Annotated in this window: 2 rRNA genes; both read right to left on the reverse strand. The window is 55.3% G+C overall.

Annotated elements, in window-relative coordinates:
- Positions 1–84: 84 nt before the first annotated feature.
- Positions 85–3,205 (reverse strand): 23S ribosomal RNA (locus EII11_RS10215).
- Between the two features lie 338 nt (positions 3,206–3,543).
- Positions 3,544–5,082: ribosomal RNA gene (locus tag EII11_RS10220) — 16S ribosomal RNA — on the reverse strand.
- The 16S and 23S rRNA genes sit together here, the layout of an rRNA operon.
- Between the last annotated feature and the right edge of the window lie 154 nt (positions 5,083–5,236).

Raw genomic sequence — 5,236 nt, forward strand, 5'->3', positions numbered from 1 at the left:
GGGGGGTGTGGGTTGGTCGTGAACCTGTATGGTGGTTGTGAGCAGTGTCGTGCTTTCGTTTGTGTTTTCACACTTTTTGGTGTGTGTGTTTAGTGTTGGCCAATTAGTACCAGTCAGCTCAAGAGCACCTCGCGGTGCTTCCACTTCTGGCCTATCAACCCGGTAGTCTGCCGGGGGCCTTCACACCCGCGGGGGGTGTTGGAAACCTCATCTTGAAGCAAGTTTCCCGCTTAGATGCTTTCAGCGGTTATCTTTTCCGAACGTAGCCAACCAGCCATGCACCTGGCGGTACAACTGGCACACCAGAGGTTCGTCCATCCCGGTCCTCTCGTACTAGGGACGGCCCTTCTCAAGTTTCCTGCGCGCACAGAGGATAGGGACCGAACTGTCTCACGACGTTCTAAACCCAGCTCGCGTACCGCTTTAATGGGCGAACAGCCCAACCCTTGGGACCAACTCCAGCCCCAGGATGCGACGAGCCGACATCGAGGTGCCAAACCATGCCGTCGATATGGACTCTTGGGCAAGATCAGCCTGTTATCCCCGGGGTACCTTTTATCCGTTGAGCGACCACGCACCCACGTGCCATGGCCGGATCACTAGTTCCTGCTTTCGCACCTGCTCGACCCGTCGGTCTCACAGTCAAGCTCCCTTGTGCACTTGCACTCGCCACCTGATTACCAACCAGGCTGAGGGAACCTTTGAGCGCCTCCGTTACTTTTTAGGAGGCAACCGCCCCAGTTAAACTACCCACCAGGCACTGTCCCCAACCCGGATTACGGGCCGAGGTTAGATGCACACTTGCACCAGAATGGTATTTCAACGACGACTCCACCCAAGCTGGCGCCCAGGCTTCACAGTCTCCCACCTATCCTACACAAGCACAAGCGAACACCAATACCAAGCTATAGTAAAGGTCCCGGGGTCTTTCCGTCCTTCTGCGCGAAACGAGCATCTTTACTCGTAGTGCAATTTCGCCGAGTTCACGGTCGAGACAGCGGAGAAGTCGTTACGCCATTCGTGCAGGTCGGAACTTACCCGACAAGGAATTTCGCTACCTTAGGATGGTTATAGTTACCACCGCCGTTTACTGGGGCTTAAATTCAAACCTTCACCACACAACGTGCGGTTGAGTCTTCCTCTTAACCTTCCAGCACCGGGCAGGCGTCAGTGCGTATACATCGTCTTGCGACTTCGCACGCACCTGTGTTTTTAGTAAACAGTCGCTTCTCCCTCTTCTCTGCGACCCCCAACCGCAACCACCACGCGTAGTGGTGGAACCGTCGGGGGTCCCCCTTCTCCCTAAGTTACGGGGGAATTTTGCCGAGTTCCTTGACCATGATTCACTCGAACGCCTCGGTATACTCTACCTGACCACCTGAGTCGGTTTAGGGTACGGGCGCCTTCCACCCTCACGTCGAGGCTTTTCTTGGCAGTACAGGATCACCATCAGCCACCCATAAGGGCAGCCCCATCAGTTCTCACCCACATGTCTCCCGGATTTGCCTAGGAAACGGGCCACGACCTTAGACACACATATCCACCAGTGTGCGACAGCTACCTCTCTGCGTCACCCCTGTTAACACGCTCACCTACTACCCTCAAGGTCCCACGGCCCCTCCACCACCAACACCCGAAAGTGAAGACGGTATTGAGGCAAAGTGGTTAGTACAAGAGATTCAGTCTTGGCGGTTGAAAGGCGGTACCAGAATATCAACTGGTTATCCATCGACTACGCCTGTCGGCCTCGCCTTAGGACCCGACTAACCCAGGGCGGATAAACCTAGCCCTGGAACCCTTAGTCAATCGGCGCTAGGGATTCTCACCCTAGATTCGCTACTCATGCCTGCATTCTCACTCCCACACGCTCCACCAGAGGTCACCCCCAGGCTTCACCGCACGCAGGACGCTCCCCTACCCACCCACACACCCCCAGAAGATCACGCTCCTGACGGTTACATGTGTAAGTGCCACAGCTTCGGCGGTACGCTTGAGCCCCGCTACATTGTCGGCGCAAAACCACTTGACCAGTGAGCTATTACGCACTCTTTCAAGGATGGCTGCTTCTAAGCCAACCTCCTGGTTGTCAACGCGATTCCACATCCTTTCCCACTTAGCGTACGCTTAGGGGCCTTAGCTGATGATCTGGGCTGTTTCCCTCTCGACAACGAAGCTTATCCCCCGCTGTCTCACTGCCATGCTCACACCTACTGGCATTCGGAGTTTGGCTGACGTCAGTAACCCACAGGGCCCATCGACCATCCAGTAGCTCTACCTCCAGCAGGAAGCACATAACGCTGCACCTAAATGCATTTCGGGGAGAACCAGCTATCACGGAGTTTGATTGGCCTTTCACCCCTACCCACAGCTCATCCCCCAGGTTTTCAACCCTGGTGGGTTCGGTCCTCCACAAAGTCTTACCCTTGCTTCAACCTGGCCATGGGTAGATCACCCCGCTTCGGGTCCAGAACACGCGACAAACGCCCTATTTCAGACTCGCTTTCGCTACGCATACCCCACACGGGTTAAGCACGCCACGTGCCACTGACTCGCAGGCTCATTCTTCAAAAGGCACGCCATCACCCCACAAGGCTCTGACGGCTTAAAGGCACACGGTTTCAGGTACTATTTCACTCCCCTCCCGGGGTACTTTTCACCATTCCCTCACGGTACTATGCACTATCGGTCACCAAGTAGTATTTAGGCTTACCAGGTGGTCCTGGCAGATTCACACCAGATTTCACGAGTCCGGCGCTACTCGGGCACACAACCCACACACTCAACAGGCGCAAACGGCTACACGACTCTCACGCACTACGGTCAGCCATCCCATACTGTTCACCTCACACCTGCAAACATGCCACTCCCCGGCAGAGGAGAAACGATCATGCCCCACAACACCCCATGCGCAACGCCTGCCGGCTCTCACACACACAAGGTTTAGCCTCCTCCGCTTTCGCTCGCCACTACTCACGGAATATCTTCTCCTACGGGTACTGAGATGTTTCACTTCCCCGCGTTCCCCCCACCACCCTATGAACTTCAGATGATGGTAACTACACACAACTGCAGCTAGGTTCCCCCATTCGGAAATCCTCGGATCAAACGCTCGTTCGCCAACTCCCCGAGGCATATCGCAGGCCACAACGTCCTTCATCAGCTCTTGGTGCCAAGGCATCCACCGAATGCCCACAAAAACTAAACAACAAAATCACACAGAACAAGAAAACACTAAAGATGCTCACAACCACTATACAGTTCACAAACAACCCACCCACCACACAACCACCCACCCCACACACGCAGAATAAGCAGCCACATGGAGGCACAACGCCCACCACCACAAAAGGTGTTGAACGTGAACCCGACAGCATGCCCCAACAATTTCAAAACCGTTTTTATGCCCAGCCCCAAAAACACGCAGGCACCCCCACCAACACCAAACATCAGCGGTTCAAAGCACCCACAACACCCACACCACCAACACCCACCCAAAAACAGGCGCGCGTTAATGACACGAGCAAAAAGAACGGGACTCCCTAGAAAGGAGGTGATCCAGCCGCACCTTCCGGTACGGCTACCTTGTTACGACTTCGTCCCAATCGCCAATCCCACCTTCGACCACTCCCCCCAAACGGTTAGGCCATGGGCTTCGGGTGTTACCAACTTTCGTGACGTGACGGGCGGTGTGTACAAGGCCCGAGAACGTATTCACCGCAGCGTTGCTGATCTGCGATTACTAGCGACTCCACCTTCATGGGGTCGAGTTGCAGACCCCAATCCGAACTGAGACCGGCTTTAAGGGATTCGCTCCGCCTCACAGCATCGCAACCCTCTGTACCAGCCATTGTAGCATGCGTGAAGCCCAAGACATAAGGGGCATGATGATTTGACGTCATCCCCACCTTCCTCCGAGTTAACCCCGGCAGTCCCCCACGAGTCCCCACCATAACGTGCTGGCAACATAGGGCAAGGGTTGCGCTCGTTGCGGGACTTAACCCAACATCTCACGACACGAGCTGACGACAACCATGCACCACCTGCACACCACCCCGAAGGCCACCACATCTCTGCAGTGTCGCGGTGCATGTCAAGCCTTGGTAAGGTTCTTCGCGTTGCATCGAATTAATCCGCATGCTCCGCCGCTTGTGCGGGCCCCCGTCAATTCCTTTGAGTTTTAGCCTTGCGGCCGTACTCCCCAGGCGGGGCACTTAAAGCGTTAGCTACGGCGCAGAAACCAAGGGCGGCCCCCACACCTAGTGCCCAACGTTTACAGCGTGGACTACCAGGGTATCTAATCCTGTTCGCTCCCCACGCTTTCGCTCCTCAGCGTCAGTAACGGCCCAGAGACCCGCCTTCGCCACCGGTGTTCCTCCTGATATCTGCGCATTCCACCGCTACACCAGGAATTCCAGTCTCCCCTACCGCACTCAAGCCAGCCCGTACCCACCGCAAGCCCACAGTTAAGCTGTGGGTTTTCACGGCAGACGCGACAAGCCGCCTACAAGCCCTTTACGCCCAATAATTCCGGACAACGCTCGCGCCCTACGTATTACCGCGGCTGCTGGCACGTAGTTAGCCGGCGCTTCTTTACCCACTACCCTCAACTAGAACAAAAACTAGCCTTGACCATGAGCGAAAGAGGTTTACAACCCGAAGGCCGTCATCCCTCACGCGGCGTCGCTGCATCAGGCTTTCGCCCATTGTGCAAAATTCCCCACTGCTGCCTCCCGTAGGAGTCTGGGCCGTATCTCAGTCCCAATGTGACCGGTCACCCTCTCAGGCCGGTTACCCGTCAAAGCCTTGGTAGGCCATCACCCCACCAACAAGCTGATAGGCCGCGAGCCCATCCCCCACCAGAAAAAACCTTTCCACCCCACACCATGCGACATGAGGTAAATACCCGGTATTAGCATCCGTTTCCGAACGTTATCCCGAAGAAGGGGGCAGGTTACTCACGTGTTACTCACCCGTTCGCCACTAACCAACCCAAACGCAAAGCGCCCAAGCGGTCCGTTCGACTTGCATGTGTTAAGCACGCCGCCAGCGTTCGTCCTGAGCCAGGATCAAACTCTCCGAACAAAAACAAAAAACTGTTAAAGCCCAGAAAACCACAACCACACAAAACAGCCATGGCAATCCCAACCAAACAACAAACTCAAAAACAAAAAACAGGCATAAAAACAACAAAAAATGTCAAGACACACTATCGAGTTCACAAACAACACCCACACAC

Origin of the sequence: Schaalia canis (assembly GCF_003858455.1) — a bacterium.
Classification (GTDB): Bacteria; Actinomycetota; Actinomycetes; order Actinomycetales; family Actinomycetaceae; genus Pauljensenia; species Pauljensenia canis.